Origin of the sequence: Marinoscillum sp. MHG1-6, from assembly GCF_024714475.1 — a bacterium.
Classification (GTDB): Bacteria; Bacteroidota; Bacteroidia; order Cytophagales; family Cyclobacteriaceae; genus JAMZMI01.
In genome coordinates this window covers 173,790-190,425 of sequence record NZ_JAMZMI010000002.1, presented here as the reverse complement: position 1 = coordinate 190,425, position 16,636 = coordinate 173,790, and the positions used below count along the sequence as shown (strand labels likewise).

Annotated in this window: 8 protein-coding genes; all 8 read left to right on the top strand. The window is 43.1% G+C overall.

Translation table 11 applies throughout. The annotated features are described in order from the left end of the window. The first annotated feature begins 70 nt into the window (after positions 1 to 70). Positions 71 to 1,348, top strand: coding sequence for a hypothetical protein (locus NXR94_RS04645; RefSeq protein WP_258103416.1), 1,278 nt, complete (start codon positions 71 to 73; stop codon positions 1,346 to 1,348). A 48-nt stretch (positions 1,349 to 1,396) separates the two neighbouring features. Further along, positions 1,397 to 4,615, top strand: a complete 3,219-nt coding sequence (locus NXR94_RS04640) for a SusC/RagA family TonB-linked outer membrane protein (protein WP_258103415.1) — start codon at positions 1,397 to 1,399, stop codon at positions 4,613 to 4,615. Positions 4,616 to 4,625: 10 nt separating this feature from the next. Then, complete coding sequence (locus tag NXR94_RS04635; RefSeq protein ID WP_258103414.1) at positions 4,626 to 6,209, top strand: RagB/SusD family nutrient uptake outer membrane protein; 1,584 nt, start codon at positions 4,626 to 4,628, stop codon at positions 6,207 to 6,209. 13 nt (positions 6,210 to 6,222) lie between these two features. Then, positions 6,223 to 7,512: a sulfatase gene (locus NXR94_RS04630; RefSeq protein WP_258103413.1), complete on the top strand. Its 1,290-nt coding sequence runs from the start codon at positions 6,223 to 6,225 to the stop codon at positions 7,510 to 7,512. Between the two features lie 12 nt (positions 7,513 to 7,524). Continuing rightward, a complete protein-coding gene (locus tag NXR94_RS04625) occupies positions 7,525 to 8,748 on the top strand; it encodes a hypothetical protein (protein ID WP_258103412.1) in 1,224 nt (407 codons plus the stop codon). A gap of 114 nt (positions 8,749 to 8,862) precedes the next feature. Further along, the gene (locus tag NXR94_RS04620) at positions 8,863 to 13,014 is read left to right on the top strand and encodes a T9SS type A sorting domain-containing protein (RefSeq protein ID WP_258103411.1); all 4,152 of its coding nucleotides are present in this window, start codon (positions 8,863 to 8,865) and stop codon (positions 13,012 to 13,014) included. Between the two features lie 40 nt (positions 13,015 to 13,054). After that, the gene (locus NXR94_RS04615) at positions 13,055 to 14,878 is read left to right on the top strand and encodes a sulfatase (protein WP_258103410.1); all 1,824 of its coding nucleotides are present in this window, start codon (positions 13,055 to 13,057) and stop codon (positions 14,876 to 14,878) included. Positions 14,879 to 14,903: 25 nt separating this feature from the next. After that, on the top strand, positions 14,904 to 16,484 hold the full coding sequence (locus NXR94_RS04610; protein WP_258103409.1) for a sulfatase: 1,581 nt from the start codon (positions 14,904 to 14,906) through the stop codon (positions 16,482 to 16,484). Positions 16,485 to 16,636: the final 152 nt, after the last annotated feature.

The window sequence follows — 16,636 nt, the reverse complement described above, 5'->3', positions numbered from 1 at the left end:
TGGTTCATTTATCAACCTATTAGGTCAGCTTTTAAACTCCTTAAAAGAGACGTCTGATCAATTTTGAGTTATGAAAAAGGTCAGATTATTTTTTCCAATTGTCGCGATAGTGCTTTTAGTATGGTCAGTAACCTCTTTCAATTCTGAAGAGAAACGAGGCAATGAGATATTAGAGAAGGGCCTTAAGGATTTTAATTATGCCATTGGCACTCAAACTGTAGGACCTAAATACAAGTTTACTAAGGAAACCAATTTGGTTGAAACTGCTGATCAAATATTGAATATGGGATCCAACCTGCTCAAGTTTTCCATGCATCCCAGGTATTGTTCTGAAAATTATGACTTACCAAAAAATGACGAGATCAAATCACTTACTGATTTGGCCATCATGGAGCCTTCAATGAAAAAGGTGCTGAATATGGATTTTAAATATTACCACATTTGGGTGTATGGGTTTTCTCAGTATTCGCCTGAACCTGAGGGGGAGAAGAACGACACCACGCAGATCAAATTTATAGGCGGCTATCCTGAAAATTATCAGCAGGCCCTCTATGACGAATTATATGAATTAACCAAACATCTCCTAACTACCTATGCCGGAACTGGTAAGGTTTTCTATCTGGGAAATTGGGAGGGTGACTGGCATTTAAGATGGCATTACGACAGAACCAAACAAGTTGATCCTAAGACACTTGAGGGGATGATTCAATGGGTACGAACTCGACAAAAAGCTATCTATGATGCTAAAAGAGATTTTCAAACTGAGGGTGTAGAAGTGTATTTTTATGTTGAAGTGAACCTGGTAAAAAAATCCATCGAAGAGCCGGGTAGCCAAACTGTCGCTAATTCCATTTTGGAGGCTATCAATCCGGATTATGTCTCTTATTCTTCTTATGATGCAACTAACCCATACGATTCGCCTGAAGAATTAAAAACGAATTTATCTGAAGCGTTGGATTATTTATCGTCCAAGTTAGCTCCGAAGGAGGAATTGCCACCGGGGAAACGTGTTTGGATTGGTGAATATGGAAGTCCCTCGATTAAGTATTCGGATGATGAGCAAGATGAAAGATCGAAATGGGTGATGAGGACCGGGTTGGAGTGGGGCACCCCATTCATTTTATACTGGGAAATATACAATAATGAAGTTGACAAGAATACGAACGAGCATGTTGGCTATTGGATGATAGACGATGAAGGCAACAAACAAAAGGTTTGGTATACCCATGCAGCATTTTATAAAGAGTCAAAAACTTTTATCACCAATTACTTTGAGGAAAACGGTGAGTTACCCTCATGGGAGGTGTATCGGGCTGAGGCATTGGCGTTTACCTGTTTAAAACCCTAAAACAGAAGATCAAAACACGTTAAACTGAACAACGAACCAAAATACAGTATGAAGAAGTTTACTATAATACTCTTATTTATCCCCATTGTCTTGTTTTCGCAAGAAACAACGGTGACAGGGATTGTGCAGTCTCCCGACCTGCAGGAGACATTGCCAGGAGCATCTGTGCAGATTAAAGGTACCAGTACCGGAACTACTACCGACGTGGATGGTAGGTTTGAACTGGCCGCCAATATGGGAGATGTGCTAATCATTTCTTTCATTGGGATGAAAACGATTGAGGTGCCCGTGACCGGTCAGGAATTGAAGATCGTCATGGAAGAGGATTATGAGGAACTCGAGGAGGTCGTGGTGGTCAGTCAGGGATATTTTGATGTAGCCAAGGAGGATTTGAATGGTTCTGTCGTAGGCGTTGATGCCGACCAACTTAAGCAAGCCAGAACGAACTCCATAGAAAGTCTCATTCAGGGACAAATGGCCGGTGTGGTTGTAAGTGAAAATTCAGAACCCGGAGGAGGAATTGGTATTGCCATCAGAGGGACTAATTCCATTTTGGGAGGAACACAGCCGCTTTATGTGGTAGATGGAATACCTATCAATCCTTCAGAAGATGCCGAAGGCAATTCTTCGGGTGGCCAGACACAGAGCTCGCTAAGCTTTTTAAATCCTAATGATATTGAAAAAGTAGAGGTAATGAAGGATGCCTCTGCCACGGCATTGTATGGTGCACGAGGGGCCAATGGAGTGGTTATTATTACTACAAAAAGCGGTAGTCAAGAAGGAGGAAGCCACACGTTCAATGTAGTAATCGATCATACGATGTCGCAGGTTAGTAATGAATTGGCAGTGCTTACAGGCCCGCAATTTGAGGAATACCTGAATCAAGCCGCACTCAACCAACTATATGTAAGAATCACAGATCCGAATCGCGCTGGAGTGGTATTCGACGGGACACAGGAAATTAATGAGACGAACTTTTCTGAGCTCTCCACTTTCTCGCTTCCTTTTCCCGAGACTACCGGTATCAACAACAATTGGCAAGATGCAACTTATCGAGTGGCGTATTCAAATGCTTTAAACGTTGCCTATAGAGGTGGGTCAAAAGATGGCGATGCGTCCATCAGTTTTGGATACTTGAATAATCAGGGGGTTATTCTCAACTCCAATTTCAACCGTGTCACTTTCAATGTGAATGCCTCGAGAAATGCGAGTAGAAAACTTAAAATATACTCCAAAACCAACCTGGGAACGAGTTGGGGAAATGCTTCTTCAACGTCGAATGGAGAGTATTTCAATCAGAGAAGTGTTGTTTCCAGTGCAATTCTTTTTCAGCCGGTATATGATTTGCTCGAACCCGGACAAACAGATGAACTTTACTCGTCGCTGAATGACGGGAATGATGTCTCTAATCCCTACACACTTGCTACCCAATTGGTTGATCAAAAGAAGGGAATCAACATGCTGCAGTCTCTATCAACTGTTTACAAATTCAATCCCAATTTCACCGGAACGTTAAAAGCTGCATATAACTATCAGCGAAATACTCGTGATACCTATTATCCTACTACAACAACTCGCGGAAGAAGAAATAATGGGGAAGCCTCCCAGGCATATTTCGATAGAGCCAAGGGTTACATTGAGGGGAACCTCAGGTATCAGAAAAACATTAAAAAACATCATTTAGATGGGATTGTAATTGGTACATATGAGCAGACAAATGATAGGCGATTATTCAACAAGGCATACGGTTTTGGAACAGACGAAACATCTTATTACACTTTTGAGTCGGCCACTGATATCCTTGTGCCACGTAGCGTGTTTAATGAATTTTCACTTCTTTCCGGGCTTGGGCGGGTCGGCTATAACTATAAGAAAACCTATTTCATTGATTTAAACGCAAGGGTGGATGCTTCCTCAAAGTTTGCTGAGAATCAGCGATCTGCTTTTTTTCCTTCGATAAGTGTTGGTTGGATCGCCTCAAAAGAAAAGTTCATGAAGGGTTTAAAGGCCATTTCTTATTTAAAATTTAGAGCCTCATATGGACAAACAGGAAGCAATCCGATAGCGCCATACCAATCGCTTTCGTTACTCAGTCCGATCCGTTACAATTTTGACAACACCTTATTTGCCGGCTATTATCAGAGTAATTTGAGCAATCCGAATTTGACGTGGGAAACAACCGACCAGTACAACGTTGGAATGGATTTGAACCTTTTTGAATCGCGATTGAGAATTATGGTCGATGCCTACCTCAAGAACACCAGAGACTTGCTGCAACTGGTCAAGTTGCCTGCTTCAAATGGTTTCGATGAGATTGTTGACAATTTCGGGGAGATCACTAACAAGGGAATTGACCTGTCGATCCGGGGGGATATCTACGTATCCAAGAAGTTTGAGTGGACAAGCTCCATCAATTTTTCAATCAACAAAAATAAGCTGGTGGCCCTTAATTCAAACGTAGAGTACCAGCTGGGTCCGGTAGTTGGTTTCACCAGGACGAACCCAATTATTTTTATGGAAGGTGCACCATTGGGTATTTTCTGGGGGGCTGAAACCGACGGAATTTATGCTGATTGGGAAGAAGCTAATGCCAGCGGAATACAGGGGGCTGCACCGGGAGAAATAAAATTTGTCAATCACTCAGTAGAGGTAGACCAAAATGGGGATCCACTTCCGACACAACAGATCAATTTTGATGATTATGTAAAAATTGGGGACCCAAATCCGGATTTCACCTTCAATATTGGCAACAATTTCAAGTATGGCAAATGGGATTTGTCTGTCCTTGTTACCGGTCAAAAGGGGGGAGACTTATTTTGGGTAGATTCCTGGCAATTATATGGAATGCAAGGAGGGAAGAACGTCCTGCAGGCTCCCTATGAAAACGCATGGAGATCACCGCTTACCTACACGATGGGTGATGGAGGTGTTTTCACCTATGATCCTTCATTCGCCAGAATGGAAGGAGCATTAAATCCAGCGCCATTGGCTGATCCTGGGACAAGGGTGTTATCCTCTGATCGTCAGGTGTTTGACGCGTCATTTATTCGAGTGAAAAACGTCAATTTCGGTTACACACACGAACTAAAGGGAGGTCAATCTGTAAGAGCCTATTTCTCTGCGCGCAACCTCTTTACAATTACAAAGTACCCGGGTTACGATCCTGAAAGTCAAAGTTTCAACAAAGATCCTCAGAGAAGGGGTGTTGATTTCGGAGGCTATCCTGTAGTCAGGTCATATGTTATTGGGTTATCGATGAACTTTTAATTATCAGGTCATGAAGAATTTCAATATTAAATCATACAATCTTGTTCTCTCATTCTTTCTTCTACTGGCTACCGTAGCTTGCGATGGTCTACTGGATGAAGATCCATTGAATCAAATTGATTCTGATTCTTTTTATCAAAATGACACAGATGCACTTGCCGGATTGACAGGTGCATATGCTCAGCTCAAAAATGAAACTGGCTATTACAGGCAACTTTGGCTGTCAAACTTATTTGCCGCATCTGATCAGGGCCTTTCCGATAATCATGGGAATTTCCATCGAGGAACGATAGCTGACACGGATCCCAACTTACCTAACACATGGATTCATATCTATGTGGCCATAAGAGATGCGAATTATGTTATTGCCAATGTTCCAAACATAGATGGTATAGATGTGGAATTGCAGAAGCGAATCCTGGGAGAAGCGAGATTCCTGAGAGGGCTACATTACCTAAATCTGGTAAGGGCGTTTGGGGCCGTTCCACTCAGGACGGAACCCATCGAGCCCGGTGAATATGAAGGACTATCGGTTTCCTCGGTCTTGGATGTGTATGAGGTGGTTATAAATGATTTGGAATTCGCGGCGGCCAACTGCTGGGCACGTCTGGAACTTCGCAATGGCTACACCAATCATCTGGGCAGAGCTACCGGTGCGGCCGCGCATGCGCTGTTGACCAAGGCATACCTTCACATAGCCTCGGCTAAGCGAACGGCTCTGGCTGGAATTGAAGGGAATCAAGCGTACCTCGATTTTCCTGAAGATGTGAACTTTTACTACCAAAAAGCAGTGGATCACGCAGATGCGGTGATCTCCTCAGGGGACCATCAGCTGGTGGGGACCCTTCAAGAATGGGTTTACTTGTTTGATGCCGATAATGGCAACAACGCTGAGATGATTTTTGATATTCAGGGATCCAATTTAACCGAACAGGGAACAGCCCTGTCCAACCTCTTTTCTCCGAGAAATGCGGGACTGAGTGGTGGTGGTTGGGGTGGAACCAATAAGACTGTTGGCGCTTTCGTACTTAATCAAATTGATAAAAATGATCCCCGGTTTTTGAATTCTATAGTTCAGGAATACGAAGATGAGACGGTTTATTACGTGCTTAATCCGAATATGAATGGCTATTTAAGAACTGAGAAAGAGACAGGCTCATCCTTAAGCACCCAGTTTCGAGTGTTCTCTGCTAAATATATTGACCGGTCTGCGACTACGGAGTACACAAGTCGTCAAAATTGGCATGTCATCAGGTTGGCTGATGTACACCTTATGAGAGCCGAGGCTTTAGCTGAAATCAATAGTGATCCTGCCTTGGCGAATACCGACATCAATCTGATCAGAGGGAGGGTTGGAGCCACTGCGTTTGATGGCACAGGCATGACCATGGAGGACTTCAGGACTAGTCTTCTCAGGGAAAGGGGGGTAGAGTTGTCATCCGAGGGGCATAGATTTTTCGATTTAACCAGAATGGGCGTTTACGATGAATATTCGGTAACCGTTCGTGGTGCGACAGATGGTGCCAGAGGACCAGAAGATTACACCTGGCCAATACCTCTGATCGAATCTTCAGCCAATGAAAACATCGAATAGAGTAGACTGAAAAATGATGTTAAGGTACCTCTTTCTCATTTTGCTTTTGTTGTACTTGTTAAAAGGCACAAGTCAACCCAATGTGCTCTTCATCCTGGTTGATGATTTGGGATATGGAGAATTGGGTAGCTATGGCTCTCAAAATACTCATACCCCTGCTTTAGATGATTTGATAAGTGATGGTGTGCAATTTTACCGGGCCTATGCAAACAGTACCGTTTGTTCTCCAAGTAGGGCTTCCATACTCTTCGGGGATTACCCGGATCTATTGGGCGTGCCGGGTGTGATTCGGGATATCCCACTCAACACATGGGGCAATCTGAGAGATGATGTCGTCTCCATGCCTGCCAATTTTAAAAAGCTCGGTTATCAAACGGCTTTGGTTGGCAAATGGCACCTGGGGTATGAGTCTCCTGATTTACCAAATGATCGAGGGTTTGATTTTTTTAAAGGCTTTGTTGGCGATATGATGGACGACTACTACACCCATCTTAGAGCGGGAGTCAACTGGATGAGACAAAATGAAAGGGTCATCGAGCCGGCGGGTCATGCTACTGAATTATTCACTCAATGGGCAATGGATTTTATAGATGAAAAAGCAGCCTCTCAGCAACCTTTCTTCTTATTTCTTGCCTATAACGCCCCTCATGATCCTGTCCAGCCACCAGCGGAATATTTAGAACGAGTGCAGGAGAGGTTGCCCAATGTTCCACTGAAGAGGCAAAAAATGATTGGTTTTATTGAGCATTTGGATGCTAGCATCAGAGAAGTAGTCAATAAACTGAAGGATCTTGGTTTGTACGAAGAAACCATTATTGTTTTTACCTCGGATAATGGAGGGGCACTTGGCCATGGAGCTAATAATTTTCCTTTCAATGGAGGAAAGGGAGATATGTTGGAGGGTGGAATACGAGTGCCTTGCTCGCTTATATGGAAAAGTCGAATGGAATCAGCCAAAATCCACCGACCTTTTATTCTGATGGATTTTTATGACTTGTTACCCAGGCTGGTTACGGGTGAAATTACTAACAGCAATGGGCTAGCACGGTTCATAGACTCCGGGAGTGATGAGATGATCTGGGTGAGGAGGGAAGGTCATCGTTTCGGGGGTCTGGCATATTACGCCATTTCTGACGGCCGATACAAAATCCTGCAGAATTCGCCTTTCGAGTCTTTCAGATTATATGATCTGGAAAAGGACTCGATCGAGTTAAATCCCTTGCAAATGAGGGAGATGGAACAACGACTTTTAAAGTCAGTAACCGAACACATTCAAAAATCAGGGAACATTCCCTGGCAATAACATTTTATGAAAATGAAAAAAGCATTAACCTGTCTCGTTATCGTTATTTGGTCCTTTTCCGGCGCCCTAGCTCAACCGGAACCACCAAAACCTTATAAGTTGGCCGATTACAATTTTGTCGTGGGTACTCAAATGATCGGCGGAAAATACAAATTCACCAAGGATAGCTACCTGGAGGAGCAGGCCAAGCACATTCGAGGAATGGGTTCTAATATTCTCAAGGTGTCGCTAGGTAAGAGTTATCATACCAGCTATCCGGATATGAGGCAAAATCCAAGACTCAATTCGACGGTCGATATTTTGAAAACTGAGAAAGAGTTTCAAAAGATATTTGACATGGACTTCAAATACATTTTTATGTGGGTTCATACCCTAACCGGAGTGAAGTGGCAAAAACCCATGAGCCCTCAGGATAAGCTAACGATTTACCGGGAAATGTATGACTTTACTGAATATCTGCTCACCCAATACAGCGGGACCGGTAAGGTTTTCTTGATTGGCAATTGGGAGGGAGACTGGCTCCTGCATGGGCAAGGTCATAGAAATGATGATCCCGGTGACGAGAAAATTCAGGCTATGAAGGAGTGGTTTCAGATACGTCAGGCAGCAGTGGATGAGGCTAAGAAAAAGGTAGAATATTCAGATGTTGAAGTATACTATTACGTAGAGGTGAATCTTGCCAAGAAGGGAATGGAAGGAGAGCGTTGTATCACGGAAAGCATCCTCGCAGATGTCAATCCCGATCTCGTCTCGTACTCAAGCTATGAAGCTATCAAGAAACATCCCAACTACGATTCCCTTAAAAACACGGTCTCTCGCTTGATGGATTATATGGAGTCCAAACTTCAACCTAAGGAGAATATTCCTTTTGAACGACGTGTATTTATTGGTGAGTATGGCTATCAGACCAACAAAAAGAACACAGATGAAGATCAGTGCCAGCAGACCAGGGATATCATGCAGTTGGCATTGGAGCTTAATTTACCATTTGCTCTACACTGGGAATTCTACAATAATGAGTACAGTGAGAAAGGGGAATCCAAGGGCATGTCTATGATAAGTGAAGAGGGAGACATAAAACCTGTTTATCATCTTCATAAGGATTACTACCGAATCATGAATGACTATTTGTTTGCCTACAAAAAGGAGAACGGAGAGTATCCATCCAATTCGGAGTTCAGGGAAAAGGCTTTGGCGACCTTGAGCTCTCTCCAAATTGATCAATCAGATCAATGAAAGGACAGATCTCCAATAGTCAGGTTTGTTATTCAATCAATCTGACCAGAATTAAAACCTCAATGGGTTAAACTCCTGATAAATTGGGTCTAGGATTATGTTAGTCACTTGTATATGAGATTCATTTTTTCTTTGGTTTTATGTGTTTTACTTCTCCATGGGAAGGGACAGACCATTAGCAGTGCCACAAGTGGGAACTGGAGTTCTCCATCGACCTGGCAGGGTGGCGCTGTACCAGGTTCAACGGATGATGTGCTCATTGAGGGCGGTCATATTGTGGTGATTGATATGAACTCAGCGGGCACGACGCTTGGCTTATGTAACAATCTTACCGTTCAGATGCAGGCTGAGCTTAGGCTTGGGTATAATGGTAGTGAAGCTTATAACAAACTCGCTATCTCAGGAGATATTCTCTGCGATGGAACAATCAGCGCGGGTAGGGAAGTGCCGGCAGACATCAACCTTGGGGAGGGGCTGATCTATGATCAGAATAGTGCTATCATCCTCCAGTTATCTCAAGATACTACATGGGTCACTGGGAAGGGGTATCTCCACCCAAAGAGCTTAATCATTGAGAACCAGGGCTCAGATCGACAACTTATTATTGATCATTATAACCTTATTACAGATCAAAGTATTATTGTCAAAGGGCAGGCGACTGTCAATCTCATCATAGAAAAATATGCCTATATTAATGTAGGAGGAACTCTTGGAATAACTGGTGAAACATTTGCTGGAGCCCCCACTGGTGTTTCTGCTAATCTCACTAATCACGGTATCATCTTCGCCAGTAACGTTAACTTATTTACAAAAAATGCTGGCATTCAGAGTTCCATTACACTTGAAGCGAATGGTGTTATTTCGGCGAGTCAGCTTAATGGGGGAGTCTCAGCAAGTTCATCGGCTGGTGGCTTTAACTTAGAACTCAAAGCCAACTCTGTTTTTAGGACAGGTGAAGGAACCTCCAGTCCTGTGGATATTGCGGCAGGAGACGTTAATTTTTCTGTTGTCAATAATGGGGTCATCAAAGTGCATTATGCGTCGACGCTGAGCACTGGCGCAGAAGTGTCTGGTCAGGTTAGCGCATTCGACAAATCTAATCGTGATGCTATCCATCCGATGAAAGACAAAATAGGAGCCACGCACATTGCAGGTTGGTACCACTTCACCCAGGATCCATTTATGGAAGAAGGGATCAGTCAATTCAAGAAGTGGGGAAGCAGAAATATCAAAACCACAATTTCTGCTAATAATGGTAAAATGTATGAGGCTTATCCTTTCAATCACAACTGGCCTACTTTCAATGAACCTGCCGAGGTGGTTGTGCATCCTGCCATGGATACACTTTTTTCAGATCCTTATTTCACCACCCATGCTTTTTGGGCTCCATCTAAGGGAGTCAATGGCTATTATAAAAATGGAGCCGACCGAAACCATGATCGATTTCTGGATACGGAAGAACAAATATATCAGGCCGCCAGTGCCATTCTTTCCAACTATGGTCATCTCGATAAGACCTTTATTTTCCAAAACTGGGAAGGTGATTGGATGCTTCGAGGAAACAATCGTCAATGGGAGGACAATGCTGCGAATATACCAGATGATGTAATGTGGCAAATTGAAGGTATGGCGAGGATGTGGCGGGCACACATGCGGGGCATCGAGCGGGCTGTTTCTGAGCATCCCGGCGCGATTGCCAAAGTTCAATATGCTGTAGAGTTCAATAAACTCTTTTACAATACAGGTGGGTCAAGGAAAACCATGATGGAATTGGGTGTTCCCTGCGTGATAGCTGATGTGCTCCCAAGAGTGAGAAGCCATCTTTCCTCATGGTCCTCCTATGATGGGAATTTTGAAGAAAGTGGGAAACCTTACCCGACGGGACTTTGGAACGGAGTCGAGATCGCCGACTATTATACCAATGATACAGATAACCTGGAAGGTGTTCCTGTGCAATTGGGCGAAATTGGAATGAATGAAAATCCTGTTTTTAGTGAATTATCTGCTGCTGATATCACCGATCGGTATGACAAGATTGTAGCGATGGTGGGTCAACTTGGGCTTGCTAATGTCTATCTGTGGAATCTTTATGGTTCGGGTGCACAGAATGTGACATTGGAAAAAGGAGTGGAATACGATACTCAGTATCTTTATGATGTTTTGGATGGTAAATGGGTCATAGAGCCGGACAATACGTTTGGAATTGCCGGTGGTCACATTAAAGATACCTATTTCTCCAGCCTGAATCAGGCTCCGGAGTTAGTTAACCCCCTGGCCGATTTGATTTTGAATCAAGGATTCGGCAGCTATACCATCGATTTGGGCAACCTGTTTGAGGATGGAAATGGAGATGCGCTAACATTTAACGTTTCATTGTCCGATGAGACATTAGTCAATGCCGAAATTGTTGGTTCAGAATTGACCTTGACTGAATTAATAACAGGGAATCTGGAGATTACCATTGCTGTAGATGATGGATATGAGGGAACTGCCACTGATGATTTTGAACTGACCGTTGTTCCTACAGTTAACCTCGAGGTTTTCATTGATCAGACTACTTATGGCAGCATAGCCGAAGCAATCATGGCTGCCATAGATGGAGACGTGATTGAGATTCGTGGTATTCACACAGAGGTATTAAATATTGAAAAAAGCGTAACGCTCAGAGGACAGGATCCCAGGTCGGACAAAATTCAGGCTGCTGAGAGCCTGGAAGCATCTACTTCAGGTGTGATTTATATTGCCCGGCCTGATGGGATGACCGCTGACATGAATGTGGCCATTGAAAATTTAGGAATCAGATTTGGTAAGGCAACTGAAAACGGAGGAGGAATCTTTGCCGATAAATTGCAAGGTAAGCTCACCTTACAAAATCTAATCATTGAGTACAATCAGACGGACAGAAACGGAGGTGGGGTAAGCGTAGCTGGTTCAGACCTGGATATGATAGAATGCACGCTGGCTAATAATTTCTCTACTCTAGATGGAGGAGGAATGATTCTCGCACCAAATAATGCGGTTAGTAGGGATAGTAACATTAAGATTATCCGGTCACTTATTGACCGGAATGAGGGACGTAATGGCGGTGGAATTTATATTAATGGGAACAAAGATTTTGGCAACAGCCATTTTATAGATGTCAATCTGGAAAATACTACGATTGCGCACAACATTACCTTTAGTAATGTAGATGGAAATGGAGGAGGAGCTATTTGGGCTAGAAGTGCACTCTGGACAGGTGATAACAGTACCGTCAACGTGAGCTTGCAAATGACTCATTGTACGCTGTATAGAAATTCGCACGCATCTCTCACCAAAAATGGCATTCAATTTACAGGTACACCCACAAGTGCCTTGACAAATTTCAGCATTTATAATTCCATTATCATAAGCCAGAATGATATCAGCGAAGTGTCGATGAACTTCGCAAATGCGAACACGACAAATGCTGTGAACAATATTTTTGGAGCCGTAAATGATGCGCCTATATGGCTGGAGGACGCTTTGAAAAATAATACTGTGAGTATCACTGCTGCCACGGCTGGATTGGCCAATTCATTATCCAACGAAGGAGGAACTGTATATGTCCTACCTCTGGTTTCTGTTTCACTGGCATTAGATTATTGCAGTAATAAAACCGGAATATTACTACCCCTCGATGATGCCAGGGGAGCTTCTCGAGACGAATTGCCCGATGCAGGAGCGTATGAGTGTACTGGAACTTGTATGAAAAATTCTGCGCCTGTTGTGGTTAACCTAATTCAAGATATCACATTGAGCGAGGGCTTTGAATCCTACACCATTGATCTTTCCAATGTATTCTCTGATGCAGATGGGGATCAACTGAACTTATCAGTTGGTGTTTCGGATGAACAGGTTGTTACTGCCAATGTCGACGGTGTCATAATGACTTTATTGGAGGTTGCAGCCGGAACCGCCACGGTCACAGTAACAGCTGAGGATGGGAAAGGTGCAAGTATTTCAGAAGCCTTTACGGTTAATGTAGAAACTGTTTTAAGGACAAATTTCATCGACAGGTTCACCTTATATCCGAACCCTGCGATAAACAGTTTTCAGGTTGACCTTGGTAATAGGAAAGCCCAGATTTCTGTACTTAACAATTCAGGAATCTCGGTTTTTGAGGGGAGTTATCAAGCAAATTCAAGGTATGATATTGGTATCCTATCTCCTGGGCTTTATGTGGTTTTGATTGAGCTAGATTCAGGTCAAATACTCAAAACTAAAATGGTAGTCATTCAGGAATGACCTCTTTTCAAGTTCCATTGAACTTTTTAAAAATTGATTTATGCTCAAAATTCATTGTAGTGCTTTTTTGGTTTTAGTCGCTCTTTTTGCTTTTGCTCAGGAAAAGAAAAGGGACCTACCCAATATTGTCTTCATTATTTCGGATCAGCACAAAAAAGATCAAACAGGGGCCTATGGAAGTAAAACATCTATCACGCCGAACATTGATCAGTTGGCCAAAACGGGAGTCACCTTTCAGAACTGTTACACCCCGGCACCTGTGTGTGCACCTGCCCGTGCCGCGCTGATTACAGGCATGTACCCTTATGCCAATGAGGCGATTTACCATAAAGCACCAGTTAAAATGCCCAATGGTAAGATAAAAAACGTCGGGTCGGGTTATTTGAGGGAGACGGGATATGCAGAAGGGATTGTGACCATGGCTGAATCTCTGAAAACTGTGGGATATAGGACTGCTGCACCGGGAAAAATGCACGTTCATGGTGAATTGCAGAAGAATGTTGATGAGGATCATCGGCAGGGTAACTACATGGGATTTGATGAAATTAGTGCACGCTACTATACCTATTTTCCCGGTGGGCATTACGAAGATTTGGTTGGAACCGACGCCTATCAGCGCTACCGGCAATTCGAAAAATATAGAGATGTCTACCCTAAAGGCCCCATGCATTTGAATCAGGAATACGTCCCCACATTGGTGGAGAATGAGGAAGATATTTTTGATATGGTTGTGGCCAGGGGAGCTGTGGACTTCATCAAGAGATCATCCAATAAAGAGAGTCCCTTTTTTATTCATGTGGGTTTTGAAAAGCCACATGCACCTTTTACAACCACTCAGAAATATTTGGATCTGCATGATCCTGATTCTTATGAGCTTCCGGAAACATTTGATGACTGGTACAGCAAGGGTAAATACCCGTGGGTACCAAATTGGATCCACTCGGGTATTCCGAAAAACCTGGATGAAGCTCAAAACGTGATGGCCGCTTACAATGCCTGTATTACAGAGATGGATGATATGGTAGGAAGGGTTGTTCAGGCGCTAAAGGATAATGGTGAATATGAAAATACAATTATCATTTACACTACCGATCATGGAGAACATCTATTCGAGCATGGTCTGCGCGGAAAACATTGTATGTATGAGGAGGCAGTTAATATTCCTTTCATCGTATCATTTCCTAAACTTTTTAAGCAAGGCGTTATGGTGAATTCTCTGGTGAGCCTAATTGATGTGTATCCTACGCTGTGTGAATTGGCTGGAGCTGAGATTCCGGAGACTGTTCAGGGAAAATCCTTGATTCCGATTTTGACAAAGGCCCAGGAATTTGAAGATCGCGTAGTATTCTCTGAATTCCGGGGAGCAGATTATGAGTTGATCCCAAAAGTTAGAAATGTACCTTCCCGGATGTTAAGAACCGGAGATTTCAAATTCATCTATACCCATGGTATTGTGCATCAGCTTTATAATCTAAATGATGACCCGAATGAATTGGTTAATCTGGCTATGAATCCGGCGAACGCCGATATGGTGAGGGACTTCTACTTTCAAACCATGGCTGAATGGAGATTCCAGAAATATTTTCCTATCAAAGCAAGTGCAAAGGATGGGATGCTTAGGTGGCCGGAAAATGAAAATATGGCGAGTTTTTCCATTTATTATTCCGATTCAGCTGATCCTCAGACCGCAACAGTTATCGAATCAGGCCTCAGCGCAACAGAATACCAGATGAAAAAGTCCGGGTGTTATTGGATTTTGGCTGATCCTTTGTTTTCGAAAACCTCAACCCGGTTTGGCGACACACCGGTGGCCGTCGAGAATTATGACTTCAAGTTGCCTATATCAGATCCAATCGAATTTTAATTCCATAAAGTAAAACCCATTTCAAATGAGCCGATTTTTAAAGTTTCTGGTCGTTATATCAATGCTTGTTTGGTCCTGCCAGGAAGTTACTAAACCAACTAAGCCAAACATTCTGTTCATTATGACTGATGACCATGCTTCCCATGCTATTTCAGCTTATGGCGGGATTTATGATGAAATTGCTCCAACCCCTAACATTGATCGACTGGCGAAGGAGGGTGCTTTACTTCAAAATGTGTTTTGTACGAATGCCATTTGTGGTCCGAGCAGGGCTACCATCCTGACCGGAAAATTCAGCCATCTAAATGGCTATTATAAGAATCATTTAGGTGGAAAATTTGACTCCACGCAGTGGACTTTTCCGTGGGCCTTTCAACAGAACGGTTACCAAACCGCACTTTTCGGAAAATGGCATCTGGGGACAGAGCCGGTAGGCTTTGATTATTACAAATATCACAATAACCAGGGGCAGCAAGGCACCTATTACGACCCAATTTACAATGAGAATGGTGTCAATAAGGTAGAGAAAGGCTACGCTACGACCCTCACAGCAAACTTTGCAATTAATTGGCTGGAACAGAGGTCTGTCCAAACTGGTCAGCCTTTTATGATGATGTTACAATTCAAAGCCCCCCACAGAAAATGGCAGCCTGAGGAGAAATATATGGATTTGTTTGAGGACATAACCATGCCAATTCCTAGGACATTTTGGGATAATTACGAGGGTCGGGAGCTGACAGCGGGTGATACGGATATGACCATGGATAATTTCGATCCACGGGACATGAAAATTTCACCCCCAGATACGATCACTGACTCACTTGCACTAAGCAGATGGGGAGAGATGGGGTACAAACGAGGGACTGGAGTGGGGTGGTTACCCAACGATACTATGACGATACAGGAGGCGAGAGAATGGAAGTACCAGCGATATATCAAGGATTATCTCGCCTGTGTCCGATCCGTAGACGATCAAATTGGGCGTGTACTGGATTATTTGGATGAAAAAGGATTGGCCGAAAATACCATTGTCATTTATACATCTGATCAGGGCTTCTATTTGGGTGATCACGGTTGGTACGATAAACGATTTATGTACGAACCATCACTTCGGATGCCATTCATAATGAGGTATCCCGGTGTCATTCCTGCAGCATCGGTCAACCATGACCTAATTACGAATGTTGATTTTGCGCCTACGCTACTGGATTTTGCGGGCATTCCGTCACCCGATGAAGTTCAGGGGAAAAGCTTCAGAGCGAATCTAATTGAAGGACGCAATTCAGACTGGCGTGAAGCAACTTATTATCATTATTATGAATATCCATTCTGGCACCATGTACAACCCCATTATGGAATCCGAAATGAAAGGTATAAACTCATCCATTTCTATTACGACATTGATATTTGGGAATTCTATGATCTAAAACAAGATCCCGATGAGTTGAATAATGTTTATGGAAATCCAGAGTATGCCGATTTGATCGATCAGTTAAAATCGGAACTTCAAAAACTTCAGCAGCAATATGAAGATGATATTTCCCTTGACTCCATGCGAGTCCTGACTAAGACCAATTTTGGAATAATAGGTGGTGGGGATCACTAATTTGTGATCTATGACCTTTTTCTTTCTGTGATATTTGGGTTTTTACTAATCAAACACGAAAACCACTCTCTAGGGCCTTAATAACCAATATTTAAAGGTTTTTGATCAGGGTTTAAACGTAGAAGAAGGAGCTGTTTTGGAATTTTGAGTCA